The following is a 20240-nucleotide window of genomic DNA, read 5'->3' as shown; positions in this document are numbered from 1 at the left end:
CGGGACAGGAGACAACAGCATACCCGCCCCGCCCGCGTCTGTCATAACGTGGCCGGCATGCCGGTGGCCACGGCGAACGGCTGCAGCACCTCGCCGTCGTGCAGCCACACCGCGCCGCCGCCCTGCGACTTGGCGCGGTACATCGCCTGGTCGGCCTGCGCCAGCAGCGCCGTGGCCGTCATCGGTGCAGCACCGTGGCAACAGGCGACGCCGAAGCTGGCACCGACCGCCAGCGGCACCCCGTCCGGCAGCGGATAGGTGATGCTCACCGCCTGCTGCAGGCGTTGCAGCAAGGCGGCCAGCGCCGCCGCGTCGCCGCAGGCCGGCAGCAGGATCGCGAACTCGTCGCCGCCCCAGCGCCCGACCAGGTCGCCACTGCGCACCGCGCGGCTCAGCCGCGTGGCGATGCGACACAGCACTTCGTCGCCGGCCTGGTGCCCCAGCTGGTCGTTGATCTGCTTGAAGCCGTTCAGGTCGGCGAACACCAGCGCCAGCGGCGTGCCGGCCACGCGGCCGCCCTGCAGCGCGCGCTCCAGCTGCTGGTTGAACAGCGTGCGGTTGGCCACCCCGGTCAGGCCGTCGAAAAAGGCCAGCTTCCGCAGCTGGCGCTCCGACTCCTTGATGCGGCTGATGTCGGTAAACACCCACACCGTTTCCGCGCCGCCGCCGGTGTCCTGCACGCGCGATACCGACGCCAGCACCGGCAAGGGCATCGCGCCGTCACGGGCGATGCGCAACTCGCCCTGCCAGTGACGACGCTCGCCGAGCAGGCTCAGCAGGTCGCGGCCGCGCAGGGCGGTATCCGCGCCCGGCAGCAGGAAGGACGGCGGCGCGGCCAGCATCGCCGCCTCGTCGCGGCCGGCGATGCGGCACAGCGCCGGATTCACGTACAGCCAGCGCATGCCGCCATCGGCAATCGCCACCGCCTCGGAGCTGTGCTCGACCGCCAGCTGCGCCAGTTGCAGCTGGCGCTGCAGCTGCTTGTGCTGGGTCATGTCGATCACCGTGCCCCACAGGTGGTCGATGGTGCCGTCCGGCAGGCAGTGGATATGGTTGCGCTCCAGCAGGTCACGGATGTCGCCATCCGGGCGGACGATACGGTATTCGATATCGAAGGGCTGCAACAGCGCCACCTTGGCGTCCAGCTCCGCGCGCACCCGCGCCCGGTCATCCGGATGCACGCACTCGAAATAGGCGCGCTCGGTGGCGCGGAAGGTGGCCGGGTCGGTGCCGAAGATGCGGTGCACCTCGCGGCTCCAGTCCAGCCGGCCGGTGGCCATCTGCAACACCCACGAGCCGATACCGGCGTCGGCCTCCGCCGTTTGCAGCAGCTTTTGCGCCAGATAGTGGTGTGGCTGGTCGGTGTTCTGCCGCGACGGCGGCCGCAGTGTCAGCATTACCAGCGCGTCCTCCGGCAAGGCGGCGGCGTCGATCACCATGCGCTCCATCCCGTCGCGGTAGCGCACCTGGCGCAGGCCCAGGCTGCCGACCAGGCGCGCGTGGCGGCCGGAAAACAGCGTCGCCCACACCGGGCCGTAGCCGTCGCTGTCCGGCAGCACGATCTGCTCCAGCCGCAGGCGCCGCACCCCGGCCGCCGGCAGCGCCAGCAGCTGGCACAGCTGGCGGTTGGCGAAGCGGATGCGGCCGTTGCGCTCGACCAGCAGTACCGGGTCGGCGGCGCCGTCCAGCCAGCGCCGGTGACGCCGCAGCTGCCGGCTGCACCATAGCGCCCAGGCCGCCAGCATCAGCACCGCCATCACGGCCACTATCTGCATGATGAAGCCCTCTTCCCTGCCGAAAAGGCTTATTAAAACACATCATGACGCAACAATATTGCATTGCCATGCGGCAACGGGCACAGCGCATGGCCGCCCGCAACGACAAGGTTGGCCGCAAACCGGCAACGAACTGCGGCCAACCCTGGGCCTGACGCCGCAATCCGCCGGCCTTTTGCCCGCCGGCCACTATCCGCTGTTGCCAGCCAGGCCATTCCCCACACAGATCCGGGCAGGACAAGGTGGCGGCTATCCCGGTCCGCTTTCCCCTCCCTGCTCCCGCCCGCTTCGCCAGGCCTTGGGCGTGATGCCGAAATGTTCGCGGAAGGTACGGATGAAGTAGCTCTGCGAGGCAAAGCCGCACGCCCACGCCACCTCCTTGCCGGCCAGCGCGCTCTCGCGCAGCAGTCGCGTCGCGCGCGCCATGCGCAGGCGGTTGAGATACGCCACCAGATGCTCGCCGCTGGTCTGGTGGAACAGGTGCGACAGGTAGTCCGCGGTGCAGCCGCACTGTCCGGCCAGGCGCCGCACGCTGAGCGTATGGTCGCCCAGCTGGTTTTCTATCAATACCCGCACCTGCGCCACCAGCGGCGGCTCGGGACGCGCCTCCGCCAGCGCGTCGTCCAGCGCGCGCAGCACCCCGGCGCAGGCCGCGGTCAGTAGCGCACGCGACTGGGCGGCGGCTAGGGCGGCATCCGGCCCGCCGGCCTGGCCGAAGCGCGCCGCGTCGAGCAGCCAGTCGTGCAGGTGCTGTCCCGCCGGGGTCTGGCGCGCCTCCAGGTGCAGGATGTGCGGCTCGCCCGGCGCCGCCTCGTGCGCCAGATGACAGGTGAGCGCAGCGTCGGCGGCGTAGATCACGATATTGCTGAACGGCGTGCCGTCCGGCCCGGCCCCGACCTGCTCGGCATGCCGCAGCTTGGGCGGCAGCAGCAGCGCCTCGCCCGGTGCCAGCAACAGCTCGTCGTGCGGGAAGCGGAAGCGGGTCCAACCACCCAGTTGCAGGAACAGTTCCGGCGCCAGGTGGAAGTGCCCGTCGCCGCGCGCCAGCCCGTCGCCGGTCGGGCTTGGCAGGTGCAGCGATTGCGTGCCGCTGGCCAGCCGCTGCAGAAACGCGCCGATCTGGCCGCGCATGTGTCGCGCCAGATCGGGTGCCGCCTGGAGCGGGTTGGCGCAGCGGTCTGGCACGCAGAGCGGCGTGAATTCAGAATCCGGGTTTTTTGACATTATTCGCGGTTTTGTTGCAGTGATTCCGATTGAGGGCAAGACAGTCCGGCAGCTACGCTTGTTTCTGACGGCGCGCTGAAAGCTTTACATTTTCAAAGCCTTATCAGCCATGCGTCAAGTCTGAAAACTCATGGAGAGCATTGTGAACAAAACCAAGATTTCTGTCATTGTCTGGAACGAATTCCAGCACGAACGCGAAAATGCCGCGATACGCGAGATCTATCCGGACGGGCTGCACTCGGTGATCGCCGCGGCACTGGCCGAAACCCCGGCGCTGAATCCGGGTGCGCTCCCGCTGGAGATTGCAACCGCTACGCTCGACCAGCCGGAGCACGGCCTCAGCGAGGAGCGCCTGGCCGGCTGCGACGTGCTGCTGTGGTGGGGCCACAAGGCGCACAACCAGGTATCCGACGCCGTGGTGGAGCGCGTGCAGCGCCGCGTGCTGGAAGGCATGGGGCTGATCGTGCTGCACTCCGGCCACTTCGCCAAGATTTTCCGCCGCCTGCTGGGCACCAACTGCTCGCTGAAGTGGCGCGAGGCGGACGAGAAGGAACGCGTGTGGGTGGTCGAGCCGTCGCACCCGATCGCCGCCGGCCTCGGCGAGTACTTCGAGCTGCCGAACGAGGAGATGTACGGCGAGCGCTTCGACATTCCGCAGCCGGACAGCACCGTGTTCATCTCGTGGTTCGAGGGTGGCGAGGTGTTCCGCTCCGGCTGCTGCTGGGAGCGCGGCCACGGTCGCATCTTCTACTTCCGCCCCGGCCACGAGGCCTACCCGACCTACTACGACGCCAACGTGCAGCGCGTAATGGCCAACGCGGTGCAGTGGGCGGCGCCGCGCGTCAACATCGTCGATAGCTGCCCGATGTCGCCGCCGCTGGAGAAGCTCAGCGCCAAGAGCGTGCAGTTCGGCAAGGTCGGCATCCTGCAGGGCAAGGGAGACCTGGCATGAAAGACGAATACAAGGTGGAACTGAAGGACACCGCACGCAATGACGACGGCCGCCGCCTGCGCGTCGGGGTGATCGGCCTCGGCATCGGCCGGCTGCATATCGAGGGCTGGCGCGAGCACCCGCAGGTGGAGCTGGTGGCGCTGGCCGACCCGGACAGCGAGCGGCTGGCCAAAGTGGGCGAGCAATACGGCATCGCCGCGCGCTACACCAGCGCGGAAGCAATGCTGGCCGCGGAGAAACTCGATGTCGTCAGCGTGTGCACCCCGAACAAGTTTCACAAGGCGCTGACGCTGGCGGCGTTCGCAGCCGGCTGCCACGTGCTGTGCGAGAAGCCGATGGCACTCAACGCCGCCGAGGGGCGCGAGATGCTGGCCGCGGCCAGACAGGCCGGCAAGCGGCTGATGATCAACTTCTCGTACCGCTTCAGCGCGCAGTCGCGCGCGCTGAAGGCGCAGGTGGAGGCCGGCCGCTTCGGCGATTTCTACTTCGGGCGCAGCGTGTGGCATCGCCGGCGCGGCATGCCCGGCTTCGGCGGCTGGTTCGGCAGCAAGGCGCTGGCCGGTGGCGGCCCGCTGATCGACCTCGGCGTGCATCGCCTCGATCTGGCGCTGTGGCTGATGGGCTACCCCAAGCCGAGCTGGGTGCTCGGCGGCAGCTACGACCACATCGCGCGACCGCTGGCCGATGCCGCCGGCAAGGCGTTCGACGTGGAAGACCTGGCGTGCGCGCTGATCCGCTTCGACAACGGCGCCACGCTGGCGCTGGAGGCGTCGTGGGCGGCCAACATTCAGGAGGCGGAGCTGATGGAAACGCGCCTGCTGGGCACCAGGGCCGGCTTGCTGCAGCACAACCTGAACGAGGGCTACACCTTCGACGCGCACATCTTCACCGAGCAGGACGGCGCCCAGTTCAATATGCAGCTCAATCCGTCGACCGGACAGGCCCGCTCGGCGATGCACGACTACGCCGACGCCATCCTGAACGAACAGCCACACCCGGCACCGGGCGAAGAGGGCCTGATCGTGATGGAGCTGCTGGACGCGATCTACGAGAGTGCCCGCACCGGCGCGCCGGTCAAGCTGTAGAGATTGCCGCTGGCCGGCGAGCAAACCCGCGGTGCCACATTATCGCTGAAGCCCAGGCAAGACAAAGCCCTCCCGCTTCGGGAGGGCTTTGTTTGTGCGGAGCGGGCCAATATCAGTGCTGATGCCCGTGCTCGCCGTGTACATGCTGGTGGGCGATTTCCTCGGCCGTTGCCGCGCGCACATCCACGACCGTGAGGGCGAAGCGCAGGGTTTTGCCGCACAGCGGGTGGTTGCCGTCCAGCAGTACGGTCGGGCCCTTGATCTTGGTGACGAAGTAGTAGCGCGGCTCGCCGTCCGGGCCGATGCGCTGGATCTGGCCGCCGACCTTGATGCCGGGCGGGAAATCGGCCTTGGGCATGGTGGTGACCAGCGCTTCGTCGCGTTCGCCGAAGGTGTCTTCGGTGGCGAGTTCCAGCGTGGTTTTAAAGCCGGCTTCCTGACCTTCCAGTGCGGCTTCCAGCTTGGGGAACAGGTTGTCGTAATCGCCGTGCAGATAGGCGACCGGGTTCTTGCCATCGTCGTAAACCAGCCCCTGGCTGTCTGTGACTTTCATGCGCAGGGTGACGGCGGTGTTTTGGGTGATTTTCATGGCGGGCAATGGCTAATAAATTGAGGCGGGAAGAGTCGCAGTTCGGCGGGGGCGTGTCAACTGGCTGGCGAGCCACCTCGCTCATGTCCGCTGCCGGGCATGTCCGGAAGGCGGTGTAAACCAGTTGTCGGCGATCAGGCTGACGGCCGCCGGCCAAGGCCGGAAAGCAGCTCATCGGCCACGGTTGGCCGCACAGTTCCGGTGCCGTCGGCAGTCAAACAAAGCAGAAGGGGCCAACGGCCCCTTCCCTTTACTCAGCCTGCGACGGACTTGATCCGGCTCCGACAGACTTTATTTGCGCTAGTCAGCTGACTACACCGAATAAAGTCCGTCGAAGCATGGCAACATAAGTACTTGATTTTACGTTACCGGCTTATCGTCCGAAAGTTCGTCGCAACTAGCCCCCAATACCATCTCATCTCTCGATGTCGGAATAAAGTTCGTCGAACAATCAGTACGTATGCATCATGGACGCAACGGTACAAGGCAGAGTTCGAGCGGTTGCGGATGGACCCTACATTACGGTCATTGGGCATTTTTTCGAAAACTTTGACGCACTACGCGGCAGACGCTTAGACACCTAACATCTACGATTCGCTCCGTTGCCGACGTGGCAACTCAACTGGAGATTTGAATCATGTCTAAAAAGCCTGCATCCACCCCTCATACCCCTATGACTCCGAGCGCCGCAGCCCGCATCCAATCTGCTGAAGCCCGTGCTGGTAACGGTCAAGTATCCTCAGGTAGCTTTGCTGCACGTGCTCAGCGCACAGTAGCAAATCATGCAGTTCCCAAGAAGCCATAACCGAATCGGCCTGGGCTGGAACAATCTGCCCAGGCCTATTAACACGAAAAATAACAATGAAATACTGCAACAATAAAGACTTTGCAGAGTTCATCAGATCACTGGTCAGACAAGGTTGGCAATTCTGTCGAGGCCGCAGGCATGGAACGCTTACCTCACCAACGGGACGGCGCATCCCTGTGCCCTGCACCCCAAGTGATCATAGGGCTCTCAGAAACTTTCAACGTGATATTCGTAAGTTAGAGCAACTCGTCTGATGACTACCAAACTAACAGTAGCCACAACCCCATACCCCCGTCTGGGTGAAATATACAGCGCCCTAGCACAAGCCTTCGACACCAAGTCCAAGAACCGAGATGTTGAGCGATTATCAAGAGATGGGGACTTTGACTGGTCCCTACTGTCGGGATTACGTGAGGATCTCATTCTCGCCCCCTTGCGCCGGTACGTCGCTGACGAAGCGTTCATCGATAAACTGGATCAATTCATCCAGTATGTCCATGCCACCTACCTGAAAATCGTTTCAAGCATTTCCTTGGACAGCATGAGCCGGAATGAGGCCTTACCGATTTTAATCAGGCATTACTTCGCACATCATGCCATTGGATTTTTTGGAAGTATCTGGACGAAAGAGGCTCCTAATGCGGTCGCGTTCCTGAATCCCGAAAACTACCCGTTGGAAGTCGTTTTCAACTGGGCAGATCCAGGCGGCAGCCATTTGCTTGCCAAGGCAGCGTTCCCAGACACCTCTGACGTAGCACTCGATAATCGGGAAAAGGTGATTCGTTGGGCGGATGGTACCCAGCTACCTGACCTGGCAAGTCTCAAACTCTTCGTTGACGCATTAGCGAAGAATGGGAGTGACGAACATAAAGTGAAGGCATCTGGGTTACTCAAGTGGTTGCTCCTCGCGCGTGCTTTGACCTGGTTTGAGCGTAAAGCCAGCCCCTTACACTTGAGACGGATATTGATATGGCATGCCACCCAGGAAAATCGAGAATGGGATATAGCTGGAATCCTGTCGCTGGCAGCAATCAAATCCGGAAAAAAACGTGAAGCATTGTTGGAGCCGTTTGGAAAGCTCTTGAGTTGCCTCGATCGGACCGAGCCAAAGACTGATGGAGGACGCATGGAAGCAGAGAACGTGCTTGCTGACTTTGCTCAGCAACTCAAAATGCATGATCCAGAAGGGCTAGTCAGCTATGCCCTCGAATGGTTCCGAGGGCGCTGGCATGTACTTTCCGGTGAATACGAAGAGGCGCTTAAGTGCTATCAGCTGGCAGTTGCTCATTCGGAGTATAGAGCGGGTGAGAATTGGACGCGGATCGTCGCCGAAGCGTTGGCTCTCACAGCTTACCTTGGTAACGCCAAACCTTTTCTTAAACAACTGAAGCATCGAGCAATTGCTTTGGGACTGATTGCTCAGCCCAGAATAAACGACGATGTTGTTGAAGACTGGGAGATCGAAGAACTACGAAAACAGTTTCATCATCTTTTCCCTGGGCAAGGGCGTTTTGTTGAGGTTGAGCAACCAGATGATGATGTTGGCGCATTACCCTTCCTAATGTATGACCCCGAGTCTCTTGCAAACCGGCAGCCAAATTATCGTAAGCCAGATCAAATCGTAACGATCCGTACTATCGACAACCAAGTTCGGCGCTGGAGCCAGTTGTTTCTCTACGTGACGCTTGGCAGCGTTAATGTCGTTAAGACTCTGCTAGAAAAAGGTGCATCCGTTGACGCATTAAATGATTCTGACGGCTCGGCGTTACTAAGTGCTATTCAGAGAGCTACGGATAGCAACAACCGTGAGGCTCTCGACTTGCTGTTGAACTATCCGCATAGCAAGGAGACACTTAATCAACCTACAAAAAGAAAGCGGCTGACGCCATTGATCAGCGCTGTCGATTATGGCGAACCCGATGTCGTTTGGAAGCTCCTTTCCATGGGGGCAAACGCAAACTTACGCGGTCATGTTGATGATCAAACACCGCTGTATCTGTGTATCCGAAACATGGGGGGATTGCGGGTGGCCAGTTCACTTCGGCAAAGGCTTTCCCAACTCATTTCATCCGATAACGACTTAGTACTGCGCGAGACTATGCGCCGTTATGGTGTAGGAATGGCCGGCGTCTTCGGCGACAAGAGAGCATTGTTCGACGCAATGAGGAACTCGGCCAAGGTCGAGATTTTCAATACAGTTGTAGATTTGATCGTCGATGACTTCCTTGGTAGATATACCGTAGAGAAGCAGCTTGAGATCGCGAAGCACCTACTGGCGCATGGAGCCAACCCTAACGCCAGCCATAGCTATCCCGCTGCAGGACGAACGCCGCTTATGCTGGCTGTCGAGATCGACTCACCCGAAGCCGTTAGTCTATTGATGCGGAGAGGGGGAGATCCTTTTATTCGAGATAGTTCCGGACACGACTGTCGGGTCATAGCAACAGCATTCCGATCAAGGAATGTAATAAATCATTTCCGTAAAATTGGTGTGATGTGAATAGCTTCTGCATCTGTTAAATGGGACAGTCACTGCGCTATCACCGGCTGACATGCTCGGAGCTTTTGCGGGCCAAAGTCCGTCGGACTCACTCGCTGTAATCGCTGTGCCTCAAGGCATTGAACTAAGTCAGTCGGCGCAACAAGGACAGCACACAGATCCACGGTAAAGCGCCCTCCGACGAACGGGGGCGCGTCAGACTTACTCGTCCACGTCATCAAAGATGCTACGTGCGTTCTGTTGCACGTCCGCGTCATCTAGAGTCCCAAGTTTGCCGGGACTAAAGCTATCATGCGATTCGCCCTCCTGCTCCGACACCCATTCCAAGAGGCGTAGACGCTCCTTTCTTACCGCAGCCAACACCTTCGAGTCATCTGGGAAACACTGTTCTAAGATATCCAACGTGCGCTCGTATGGCGCAATAAGCTCGTTCGGATCTTCATTGTCATAGTGGTAGCCCGAAGTGAATCTACGGCGCACGAAGCTCAGCCTGGGCACAAGCTGCTGTTCAACCTGTTGTATCACCCAAAGGTACTCTCCTTCCGTAAAGACAGAACGGAGGTCCGCATCGTCTAGCACGCTGAGATCCTCTCCTTGAACCGCGTACTCCGACAATTTCTCAACGAACCTTAGTCGTGACTCAGCCGGAAGTAATCCTGTTTTATGCAGCCGAACAGCCACCATAGTTTCCGACACCGCATCAAGATACAAACCGGGCGAATCGACCTGGGAAGGCAGTTCTGGATGCCGTGCCATGTATTCCTGAAGAAAAGGCTTTGCGCATCGATGTACTAGGAAATTGTGCAAGTTTGTCTTGGCTTCCCAATACACCTTCCTCATGCCTGCTTCGAGCATATACTCATCAAGCCTGTCAACCATGAGGGAGTACATCGACGACGGCAGCACAACAGTGTTCTTGAGACCCACATCACCACAGGTCACTTGCCGCAACAGATGGTCGACAGCAGTTCCTCGTACATAGATGTCCAACAAGTCGACGTGCTGTCGCACAAGCGACGCAAAGGCATCGCCAATCGTCGGATGTCGGAACCGCCAAGAGGGTTCACCATCAAAAAGCGTTTGCACCACCAAACTGCCCTTCAGCGCCTCCAAGGCATTAAGGCATGCCCCTAAACTGCTTCCCATCCGCGACAGTGCTTCGCGCTCAGAATCATTCGGTGTGACGGGACTTCGAAGATCATCCTTTCGCATGTAAATAAGCGCGAGCGCAGCTCGACTGTGGGAATCGAGCCCTTCAATAACCTCAACGAGTAACTGCTCACGCTTTTCTATAAATTCTCCGATACCCGAGGATGACAGCAACAGTGACTTGGTAAAGAGCGGGTCGGAAAGCCTTCTGGCCATCTCGGGGATGAAACGCGGATGCGTAGCCACATCTTCCAGGAAGGGTTTAAGCTCACGGAGATACTTCTTCGACTGGGCACCAAACTTCAAGTGGTTGTAGAGAATCTGCTGCTTTTCTGCAAGGGCCAGGGCGTGCACATCTACTACTACCTGACTTTCATTCAGCAGAGGGAAGGCGCTGACTTTGAGGTCTCGCCTCGCGGCATTGTAGATGTAGTCCCGCGAGGTCAACACAATCTTCGCGCCACCTTTGAGAGCCGCTCGTATCTCTTGAACCTTTGAATTCCACTCCAATGCCAAATTACTTTCGTACTGTAAGCTACCGAAAGCATCATCGACCCAAAAGAACTGGCTGCATTCTGCCGTGTTCCATCGGTCCACTAGTACTTCGGCTCGGCTTGCCTTGATCACAGAGGCTTCGTACCTATCGGCTGCGGCCATGGCTAGCATCGCAGCGATGGTCGACTTACCTGCTGCGGGCTCGCCAACGAGCAACACGAAACCGTGCGTGTCGAGGGCCTTCGCCGCCTTAGTGTAAGCTTCTGTGATAACGACCTTGGCAAGCTCCTCGTGCATACTGTCAAGAACAGCCTTCGCCTGCTTGTACGCTCTGTCGTCAAGAATTTGCGAAAGATCACCAAGGCCGTAGATACGCGGAACTAGCATACGCAGTCGCTTGTTGCCATTGATCTGTTCTTCAAGCCAGTTCGACCCGTACGTTACAACCTGTTTAACTCCAGCCTTCTTTAGCTTGGCATGAATCTTCTCGTCCGTCGCCCCCGAAATGCCTGCATTCGTGATGAGGACATAAACATCACAAAGTCCCTTAGCGACCAAAGCCTCGACCTTCTCGAACTCCTCCGATAGTTCGGACAGGACTAGTGTGTGGCCCACACGGCTCGTGAACTTGCACTGGATGACGAACATCCCAGCTAAAGTTTCACCATGGTGCATCTCCCAGGTACCAGTAAATGCACCGTCTCGACCACCGTCGTTCACATCAAGAAAAGACTGAACAGTCTGGCCAAGAATCTCGCGTACGGCGGTTAGGCAAAGCCGTTGAAACGCATGCCATCCCAGCCTGTGCAAATCGAAGGTTGATTGAGTTGTGGCCATGTTCGAGCGCGATATCCCTTAATCTCGATTAGAGTTCGAGCGGTTATACGTGTCCGTCAAAAATCTGGTCCTCAGAGTACAGGCGACGGGAATGAAGACCGATCACGGTCGGCATGGGTTTCCCTTTTCTAGTCAATAGTCTATGAATCCGACCATCAGGTGCGTGCCAGTATCGAACACACGCCCCACGACTAGCGGCTTTCCAGCCTCCTTCAACTCTTTGAGCGCTTCAGCCAAGGTACGAAAGGTCAACGCGTCCTCCGGGGTTGCACAATAAGCCCGGAAGGTCCTGGTCGTAGTACGGTCGATGTGGGCGACAAAGTCGTCGTTTTCCTCACTGTGCAGCACATACCCCTTAAATCTGGTATCGGTTGGCAACCCTAACTCGGCCAATACTTCGGCTAAGGGGCGCTCGGAAGTGGCCTGTGCCATACGTTGCTCAGCACTCCCTCGGCGTTTTGCTTCGCCCATTTTTCACTCCTCTTTTCATGTGCGTTCCGCCACTGACGTCAGCGTGGGATAGCGGCTCTTCCATCTAACCGTCAGACGTGGTTTCGCTACGTTTAAACCAGAGCCGGAGTATGGACAGAATATAAATGAACTACCCATACCGCTTTGCCTTGTACTTCGCATGGTAAGCAGCCAGACCGTCGGAAACAAAATTGGTTACGTTGCCTTGAACGAGTTGCCCGTGCTCGTATCGCCGAATGGCCTGCGTTTCGAGTGCCTTCGCCCACCATTTTGGGTCGGCCAACTTTCGCGCAGCAGCATTTCGAAGCCTTTGAGCGTTCTCAGTCGTTGCGGTGAGCGAGCATTGAGGTGGGTCGATTGAAAGTTCATTGCACACTGCAATTGCGGCTGCGAGATCGCAGCCTGAAATAAATTGCTCGCAACGCTCCGCGTAGTTCACTGCGTTTGCGCGAGCCTCCTCGACTTGCCTTTCAAGAATCTCTAGTGTCATGGCTAATTCGGATTGAATTCGAAGATACCTACAGGGTTTATACTGATAGTCCAATGGAAAAACCTAATTCCACGCATAAGTTTTGTCTTTCTCCCAAAAGACACATTCAACCCCCCGTGCAATTGCTTCAGCGGCAGTGATGGTAAGAGCTTGCTCGAAAAACATGGGTTTATTAGTCCAGACTTCGTCGATATGATCGCTCCCGTCTGGAAGGACCCAGACCTCAGCAAGATGGGAGACGTCGAAAGCCAGGTCTTGCCCGATTTCCTCAGTAATGAGCAGCATGTACCGGCGTGGGAAAACAGAATCGTCAGTCCGCTCTCGGGCACCGTCGATGACGCCTAGAATTTTCTGCTGAAACAAATCATTGGCATATCGATGCACCGAAACACGGGTCTCCTGGGGTTGATTTCGTGCCCACTCCCACCATCCCGCGTACGTGACGGGAATCGTGATAAATGGCTTCAAGTTACATTTAGAACTTGCTAGTGCCTCTTTCATCTTCCATTCGTTGTAGTCAGCAGATGAGACCACATGGGTGTGATGGCGTTTAAACTCGGTCCACTCTTGGTGGCTGAGACCAGCAAATATCGTTGCAACAGGTGGCGAGGATGTGATGCCAGTGGAGTTATTGCGGGGCCTTCCGTTGGTGAAGAAACCGGACTCACGCCCCATCGGTGGGGCGGGCATCACATAGGTCACCCCCTCCAACTGAAACGAAATGTCTACGACAGGTCCTTTGGTTTCCTCGGATGCCGCAGGCTCCCGCAGAAGAGCAGTCATGCGATCCATGGCGAACTCGTTCCAAGCATCCCTCAGCGCCTCAAAGTCTTGGAAGGGCTTATCCGGGTGAATGGAGGTGCAATCGATGGGCCAAAGAAAGAAGCTGTCGAACGTGTCGCTGTAGAAGTAGGCGCCGGACACAACTACGGCATCAATGTCGCTGGAGTCATTTCTCGCGCGTCTGGCCACCAATTCCATCAGTGCGCTGTGGCTTAAAGACGAGTAGCCATTATTGATGACCCAAAGCACAGTGCTCGTGGCGGTGTACTCGAGCCGGGATTGCTGGAGTTGCTGCCGTGCCGAACTGACAGCAGTCTTCACCGGGCCCTCGACAATCCGGTCGTAGGTGCGTTGACCTTGTGCGTCGAGCAAGCCTCGGTCAAGTACGACGGTGGGGCGGGCGGGAAACCGTTCTCGGAAAAGCTTCGCAAGTTTCTGTTGTCGCTCCGGCTTATCCAGGCCCTCGTCTTCCAGAATTTTCAGCTCGATCACGCTGGAGCCGAGGACAAAATCAGCCCCCCTCAGGTTTCGTCTGTCCGCATCTGGGTGCGCGCGCGTTCCTCCTGCACTGGTGACAACAGTCTCAATCTCAGCTTCCGAAAGGTGCCGAATCCGGAAAGATGGTAGACCTGATGTCGGTTGACTACGAGTTGCTTGATTCATTTTGAGTCTGGTTAGTTCTGGTAGATTAGGATGTGCGGCGCTGCTTCATCTCGTCCAGGCGTCGTCGGACTTCTGCAAATGGCGGGGCTGTGACGTCTGCGGGGATGAATGGATTCTCGATACCACTCATGGCGGCGATCAGTGGTGAACTGGCGTCAACCTGCCAAGCGGGTATAACCGTAAGGTGCATCAGTTCAATTCCCAACATGAGGTCCACGTCGCCCACCAAGATACCCGCCTGTGCTGCTTTGAAGGAACATGGCTGGAGAATGACTCGCCCAGTCCGTGAGTATAAGTCGAGCAGAAAATCCAAGTTTCGACCAGACATTGGTTCCATATCGTGCATCCTGTACACCATGGTCAGGAGCCGCATCTGCCCAGACATCTGGCAACGCATGTACTGTTCGCCAACGCCGATAGCGACACGGTAGTCCAACGGGCGGTCACTGTGGATTCCGGTAATCACGGTAACTCCAATCCACCCCCTACGATCGACTTGCCCTACCTTCTTTTGCCATCCTCTGAAAATCTTGCGCCCTGCATCAATATTTTCGAACGCGATAGCCATGAGAGGAGGGGAAATCTCATCAGGAGTCCCACCGACACCTATGCCTTTCCAACCAGCCCGGTCCCAAAGAGGCAGGTTGATGGGGGACAAGACCCCTATGTCTTGATGCTTGATGGCATCAGTTCCAAATAGGCGCTCAGGCGGGCTGCTTGCCGCAAAGGTCGGCTTATCATCGGGAGTGGTCCGGACCTCAACCTCCGCGGTAGGGAGCGGCAACCAAGGAGTGTCCCGCAACAGTGCGTATTCGCCTAATGCGGGATCCTGCACCCAGTCTCCCGCCCGACCGGGGGGAGACTCGCCCAAGATGTTCGCCACGGCGATGATGGAACGAGCGACGTGGAAAGCTCGGTCCTGAGCCCGGTGCTTGGCAAACAGATCCTCCAAGACTTGCGTATCGAAGCCGATCTGCAATTCGGCTGTGACACGTGCGAACAGCTCCAGAATTGCCTTTTCAAAACCGGCACCCATCAGGTCGGCGGTTGGCCCAATCGGGTGGGTCACGACTAACTTCGTTTCACCACAGTCGTTCTCCACGGCCCGATGCGAGAATGGACCTTTGGCTCCATCCGACTGCCGTACTTCTATAAGGAGTTCCTCTCGTGGTGAAATCAGAGCTCTTGATTGAAGTGCTGTGGAGTAGAAGGCCTCCAAGAACGCGATGATGCTTTCGCCAAGAAGTGCAGAGGTGATGCCGCCTCGGGCGGTGACATCGATTCGACAGCCCAAGACAACAGTGGTCATGGTCGTTATTCCAACGTGCCAAGACGGTCGTTCAGGAAGGTCTTCAGCCGCCGGAACTGTCACCCAATCACTAAAAAACTTCTGGAGGCCGTCATCACCCGTGTTGTAGTCACTCCTGACAGTGTCTTCATGACCCAGCATGAACAGGGAGGCGGCGCGGGACATTTCCAGGCCCAGCGAATGCAACAGGTCTGGCAGCCGAGTTAGCTGTGCCCATTCCTCATGCGACGTCTTCAGAATGAGGATGCCCAACACGCGGTCGATAGCCTGCACTTCCTCAGCGATTTCGTCGGCTTCCTCATCACTCAGGCTGAGGGCTACCTGCATTGGCGGCATCCACTTCACCCATGCCAACGCATAGGGGATTCGACCGAGCTGAAGCTCAAGCCAGGTGAGTTTCCTCAGAAGAGGCAGTGCTCGGGCGTCAACAGCCCCTTCCTTGAAGTAGGAGTAGAGGCACCGGTCCAGTGCAGTGACTAGATTGGCACGAGCAGCAAATAATAGCCCTGCCGACTCGTAGGCGAGGCCTGTGCCCGAGAGCGCGGCAACAAACTGTCCTCGCCGCTCTTCTTGGGCGAGCAGGAACTGGGCCTTGGCCAAGTCGTCAATCGCCTCATATGGCTTCTTGCGGGAGAGCTTCTGGAAGCCGCGCTCCAGGCGCATTTCACCCGCAGCACGGTCGCCGTGCCTCTCGCGTTCAATCTCAATTACGCTGTCCAGCAGTTCGTCGTACGCAGGAGAGTCGCCAATGGTGTCAGCAAGCTCCCGCACAAGGCGAACCACGGGCTCCACCGGAAACTCAACCTGTTTGCGAACCTCTGCTAGGGTCTCCCGTAGAGACTTGAAAGTCGCGTTGAGGGATTGGTCAGTGTGCAAGCCAGTAACCAGGTCCATGAGGAGCTGTTGAGTGCGAGCCCAAAGCGAGCTGGTCTCTTTGGTGTGGTCGTTCGCATGTCGCTGGAGTGCAGCGCTTAGCGCGGCTGTACGGCTGGCCTCCGGCAGCTGACCGGCATGAAGGGCCAGCCAGAGATTGACCAGTTCCTCCAGATCCCAAATCCACTCCGACTGGAGTATCTCGGCTGCCAGAAGGTCATAGAGCCGGCGGGCCTCCGTGGGGTCGTTGAACCACCAAATGGCTGTCCACGCCCGTTGGTACCAGATTCGGTGCTGTTGCCTACTGCTTGCGATGCCACGAGCCAGTCGCTCAGCGCGTTCAAATCGACCGTCGACCTCCATCCGGGGCTTGTCCAGGCTCCTGGCAAGGAGAGCCGACTGCAGGCTTTCTTCAACCAGTTCGAAGGTAACCCGGTCGCCTGCTGCATCCTCAATTTTTTTGTCCAAAGCATCCAAGTCCCGCATACGCTCTGCATCCAAGGGGCCTGGAACCGCCTTCATGGTGCGCGGCAGCTCAAACTGGAGCGTGTCGGCTACAAGCTGCCAGCGTTTGTGGCAGCAGACCTTCTCAACAATCCACGAGCGGTCAAGAATACGGACCTCAATACCGTATTTCGCCTTCAGTTTGTCTTCTGTATCGGCACGATCTTTATCGCGGATTGCCTGGTTGGAGATAAAGTAGGCAAGGGTGTATGGACGCCCCGTAGCAACGATCTTCTCAACGTCAGAGTCTATCTTGGGCTTCCATTTTGCCTTGGCACTCACTGCAAAGGCCCATCTCTCGGCGGTCGATCTCGACGGGTCCCCTTCGTACCAGAGCGTGGCGATTGACGCGGCGACAGGGTAGGTCTCGGTGTCGACTTTGCTATCCCCGCCTCCTGTGGGCCCGGTCTGTGGAATGAGATTGGGGCACAGCTCTCTTTCAGCCAAGGCACGGGCAAAGTTTTCGAATGCCGTTTCCTCTTTGCGGCTAGTCAGACTGTGCAGATGGAACTCGAACTGGCGCCTGTCCATCTCGCTTTCTTCGACATTCAGCGTATCAGAGTAGAGCTCTGGGCGCCGCGCACGCATAAACTCACGATAACTTGGCTTACCAGGTTTATTCTCAGTCATCGGCAGCCTTTACTCTCACGTGTGTGCGATTCTCAGTATTTGTAGATCGCGATAGTTTTGTTGATCAGTCTAACCGTCCTGGTCAGTCAAAGAGCGCTCTCTGCCAGAGTTGTATACCAGTCAGTGGTTGCCACAAACGGTATTCGTCTACCCATTTAAAGCGGTAGCCTTCAACGGTTCTTGCGTAGGAGCAACGGCTGTCCTCATCAAATGGGAGTTTGAATTCGCTGCTTCCGCCAACTTTCAACAGCTGCATCGTGTCCACCAATCGCGTCATCATTTGCCCAGCGATCCCAAAAGTCGATCGTACCGCTATTAGGCGGCTGCTTCGGCGGCGCCATGCGGATGCGGGCCGGCAGCAGACTAGCATCGCCTACGACGAGAGCCTCACCCGTGTCGAGAACTGGAAGCAGCTCACCAAAGCCGCCGAGACTGTCAGGTAGGAGGCGACGCACTACAGCCTGATCGTCGCCGTTCGTGAGGCGCATCGCCATCAGGTTGTTGCACTGACTGAGGACTGTCCGATTGACTTCGGATGGTCGTTGGCTGACGACGACAAGGCCCAAACCGTATTTACGTCCCTCCTTCGCGATGCGCTCGAAGATTGCGACCGAGATGTCATCTGCACCTACACTCCCGCTTCGCTCAGGAATATACAGATGAGCTTCATCGCAGATGATCGAGATCGGGTGTCGCCTCCCTGGAGGCGTCCACTGTTGTACAGAGAATATGAGGCGAGCAACCAAGCTCACCATCAACGGCAAGACATCAGACGGTACCTCTGAGAAATCAATTACCTTGACCCCCCCTTTTGCCGTTGGCTGATCTCTCCGCCCCGCCATCAGTAGCACTACTAAGCGCTCCAGCCATTCGTACTGCATCGTCTCTGCCGTACCCTGGAACAGGAAGCCCAGCCTTCGATCAGATCGTTTGCTTTCAAGACGCTGGATCAGCCGACTGAGCTTGCCATTGAACTCACCTTGTTTCTCTGCACGAGCACCTGGGACCATCTGCTCATTCAGTTCCCTCAACTCACCGAGCACAGCTTCAAGATCGAACGGCACGGGACTATCGATGGTGAAGTTCGCCAGTACGTCGGCTCTTGAGCCGGACTCAAGATATGCACGCTTTGCATTAAGGATGGCACGTGACATGACCATCGCTTGGTTCGGCGCATTCTGATCGGACCTGTCAACGAACATAGAGGTCAACGCCTCGTAGCCGAGTAGCCAGTACGGTAAGAAGAGGACCCCTTGGTCCAGAGTGGCGCCGGAATCGAGATCGGCCGGCCCGGCAATCCGCAAATGCCGGAAGCCATCACCACTCAGCGTTGCGTATTCCCCATGGATGTCCAGCATTACAGCATTTGCATTGGGCAGTTCGGCGACCTGCTCAAGCACGCGAGCAGTTGTCCAGGATTTACCCGAGCCGGTGCTGCCGACAATGACTGCGTGACGCTGGAAAAACCGATTTCCATTGAGGTAGGCATCGGCAGCTTCATCGAGAGTGTAGTGTCCCAATGAAAGCCGTTGTCCATCGCCAGCAATATTCGCGATGACGCGCATGAACGCCGTCAAGCGAGGACCTTCGAGTGCAAAGCAATTGGCATCGATCTCAGGGACCGTCTCCAGCGTCCTCACGAACACATTTTCTTTCTGTCCGATGCGATCAATGAGAGTGCCAATCAGTGCGATACGTACAATGTTAATCTCATCACCAAGATCGTCGTCATCTGGTCCTTCCGCTGCATCGTTCCTGTCTGCACGGGGCCCTCCATCCGAAGCGTTACGCGTGATCTTCTGAATGATGCCGACTAGGTGTTGGCCTGGCCGACTACTCTGCAGAGCAGCCAATCGATTTACCTGCAACTTACGAAGACGGGCAACGTCTTCTACAGCTACAGTCACGTTGGCAGTATCTACCGCTCGAACACGCCCGAGGGCTTCTTCATCTTGGTAGTCGAGAATAGGCATCAGAAACTCCTATATCGTGTGATCCAGAAATTGGTCCAGTCGCCAGAGCGGAGCACCTGGAATTTCCACTCCATCTGGTATTTCGTTTGCGAATACTCGAATTCCGACAGGGCTCTCTTCCAGTGCCAAATAACGGGCACAGCGACCACTATCAAAAATTTGGCGCGCAGTTGGGCTGATCTCCTTCGTGATCAGCACCAATGGGATGTCAGGATTAGCGCAGCGCTCGGTTAGTAATGGCTGCAAATGGGGATCATTAAATCCGAATCCTACGCAGAGAAATCCCGCTGCTTTCCTTACAGCTTCATCCGCGCTATGCATTGCACTACGGAATGGTTCGTCGTGCGTCCTCCGATACTTTTCAATCCCAGGCGTAACGATCGACGGCGTCATGCCCGTTGGAGGTTCTGCCATGGGCGGCAATGAAACGACACTACCAAAGGCATCGGCAAACCAGCCGAAAGAACCGTGAACTTTCCAAATGTTCACTGTCCGCATTTGTCTACGTCCGATGTGCACGCGTGCCGGTGGATCTCCTACTCGGGCCCCCAAGAGGCCGAACCCAAACCCTGTGTAGGCACAGAGACCTGCGGCCTCTGCTGCGTACTCGGCAATCCGATCGTAGTTAGGTGTTACGACATCGATGCTGGTGGCTGTGCTACGGAATAAATGCGCGAATAGCCGCGAAAGGGGAAGGTACCGACGGTCCGCTACAACGCGTTGAAAAACAGAGATATCTGCTGAATTGAGGAAGCGCCATGTAGTGTTTACGATGTGCGACAAGACAGATGGTGTGACTTGTACGTCGGACAGTGCTGACTCCAAGTCCTGGACTCGTATCCGTTCGAGGAATTGCAACCAAGCCTGTTGGTCAGCTTCACTCTGACAATTCGGAGGTAACTCCGAACCAGCTAAGTGTTGGCCAAGCGGCCCCATGCCAGGAATGCCATGTGGCACCGACGCACCACTCCCAAGAATGATTGTGGGGGTCTGCCGCAAGCATGCCTGGGCAAGTTCGATAACTTTCCTGATATCCATAGTTCTTAAGCCTCCCTGCTTAGTGAGCAGCTTAGGGTTAAGTACTAGCTCTCCGGCCATCCAGGCACAGAGAGTGCTTTAGCAATCAGGAA

General features: G+C 57.7%; 13 protein-coding genes. 3 read left to right on the top strand and 10 right to left on the bottom strand.

What is annotated here, in order from left to right:
• Positions 1-41: 41 nt before the first annotated feature.
• Both PQU96_RS09870 and PQU96_RS09865 read right to left on the bottom strand, forming a co-directional pair.
• Positions 42-1775, bottom strand: coding sequence for a diguanylate cyclase domain-containing protein (locus PQU96_RS09870; RefSeq protein WP_272772177.1), 1734 nt, complete (start codon positions 1773-1775; stop codon positions 42-44).
• Positions 1776-2024: 249 nt separating this feature from the next.
• Positions 2025-2906, bottom strand: coding sequence for a helix-turn-helix transcriptional regulator (locus tag PQU96_RS09865; RefSeq protein ID WP_272772176.1), 882 nt, complete (start codon positions 2904-2906; stop codon positions 2025-2027).
• 235 nt (positions 2907-3141) lie between these two features.
• Between PQU96_RS09865 and PQU96_RS09860 the strand changes: the two genes are divergently transcribed.
• On the top strand, positions 3142-3951 hold the full coding sequence (locus tag PQU96_RS09860) for a ThuA domain-containing protein (protein WP_272772175.1): 810 nt from the start codon (positions 3142-3144) through the stop codon (positions 3949-3951).
• Positions 3948-5036: a Gfo/Idh/MocA family protein gene (locus PQU96_RS09855; RefSeq protein ID WP_272772173.1), complete on the top strand. Its 1089-nt coding sequence runs from the start codon at positions 3948-3950 to the stop codon at positions 5034-5036. The genes PQU96_RS09860 and PQU96_RS09855 overlap by 4 nt, the downstream gene beginning before the upstream one ends.
• A 112-nt stretch (positions 5037-5148) precedes the next feature.
• Here PQU96_RS09855 and PQU96_RS09850 read toward each other — a convergent pair whose 3' ends face one another.
• Positions 5149-5625, bottom strand: a complete 477-nt coding sequence (locus tag PQU96_RS09850; protein ID WP_272772172.1) for an FKBP-type peptidyl-prolyl cis-trans isomerase — start codon at positions 5623-5625, stop codon at positions 5149-5151.
• 1061 nt (positions 5626-6686) lie between these two features.
• Here PQU96_RS09850 and PQU96_RS09845 point away from each other — a divergent pair.
• Positions 6687-8933, top strand: coding sequence for an ankyrin repeat domain-containing protein (locus PQU96_RS09845; RefSeq protein ID WP_272772171.1), 2247 nt, complete (start codon positions 6687-6689; stop codon positions 8931-8933).
• A 201-nt stretch (positions 8934-9134) separates the two neighbouring features.
• On the opposite strand, the gene PQU96_RS09840 is transcribed toward PQU96_RS09845, so the two are convergent.
• The 7 genes from PQU96_RS09840 to PQU96_RS09810 form a co-directional block, all read right to left on the bottom strand.
• The gene (locus PQU96_RS09840) at positions 9135-11414 is read right to left on the bottom strand and encodes an nSTAND3 domain-containing NTPase (protein WP_272772169.1); all 2280 of its coding nucleotides are present in this window, start codon (positions 11412-11414) and stop codon (positions 9135-9137) included.
• A gap of 132 nt (positions 11415-11546) precedes the next feature.
• Positions 11547-11885, bottom strand: a complete 339-nt coding sequence (locus PQU96_RS09835; protein ID WP_272772167.1) for a hypothetical protein — start codon at positions 11883-11885, stop codon at positions 11547-11549.
• 130 nt (positions 11886-12015) lie between these two features.
• Positions 12016-12375, bottom strand: coding sequence for a hypothetical protein (locus tag PQU96_RS09830; protein ID WP_272772166.1), 360 nt, complete (start codon positions 12373-12375; stop codon positions 12016-12018).
• Positions 12376-12438: 63 nt separating this feature from the next.
• Entirely contained in the window at positions 12439-13821 is a 1383-nt protein-coding gene (locus PQU96_RS09825; RefSeq protein WP_272772164.1) for a hypothetical protein, read from the bottom strand.
• A gap of 25 nt (positions 13822-13846) precedes the next feature.
• Positions 13847-17137 (bottom strand): hypothetical protein, encoded by a 3291-nt coding sequence (locus tag PQU96_RS09820; protein ID WP_272772163.1) that lies wholly within the window; start codon positions 17135-17137, stop codon positions 13847-13849.
• A gap of 206 nt (positions 17138-17343) precedes the next feature.
• On the bottom strand, positions 17344-19110 hold the full coding sequence (locus PQU96_RS09815; RefSeq protein WP_272772162.1) for an ATP-binding protein: 1767 nt from the start codon (positions 19108-19110) through the stop codon (positions 17344-17346).
• A gap of 9 nt (positions 19111-19119) precedes the next feature.
• Entirely contained in the window at positions 19120-20046 is a 927-nt protein-coding gene (locus PQU96_RS09810; RefSeq protein WP_272772268.1) for an SIR2 family protein, read from the bottom strand.
• Positions 20047-20240: the final 194 nt, after the last annotated feature.

This window comes from Vogesella margarita, from assembly GCF_028548475.1.
Classification (GTDB): Bacteria; Pseudomonadota; Gammaproteobacteria; order Burkholderiales; family Chromobacteriaceae; genus Vogesella; species Vogesella margarita.
This window is presented reverse-complemented; position numbering and strand designations above follow the sequence as displayed.